Here is a 294-nt window from a genome sequence, read left to right as displayed (position 1 = left end):
ATTTAATTTTACAATAGAAGCAGAGTAAAAGGTACGGTTAAATAATATTAGTCTGTACCTTTTATTGTAGTCTAATAGTCTCAAATAGCTGTACTATATATTTTTTACTGACAAATGCGATATGTCTTGGCGCATTTTTGAAGCTAATTAAGTAAGAATTACCTGAAGGTTCTATCCGATTAATGTGAGTAATATTCACGAGGTAACTTCTGTGAGTTCTGATAAAAGAGTGGTCAAGTCTCGTTTCGATATTGATTAATGGTTCATTAGTATAGATTGGTTGTTTGGAGTCCG

Annotated in this window: 1 protein-coding gene; it reads right to left on the bottom strand. The window is 32.0% G+C overall.

All coding sequences use genetic code 11. The features are described 5' to 3' along the window. Positions 1-61: 61 nt before the first annotated feature. The gene (locus AOA61_RS32845; protein ID WP_368731122.1) at positions 62-277 is read right to left on the bottom strand and encodes a LytTR family transcriptional regulator DNA-binding domain-containing protein; all 216 of its coding nucleotides are present in this window, start codon (positions 275-277) and stop codon (positions 62-64) included. Between the last annotated feature and the right edge of the window lie 17 nt (positions 278-294).

The organism is Pseudomonas sp. 2995-1, assembly GCF_002742505.1.
GTDB lineage: Bacteria > Pseudomonadota > Gammaproteobacteria > Pseudomonadales > Pseudomonadaceae > Aquipseudomonas > Aquipseudomonas sivasensis.
The sequence above is the reverse complement of the archived record's forward strand: the minus strand, read 5'-3'. Positions and strand labels throughout refer to the sequence as shown.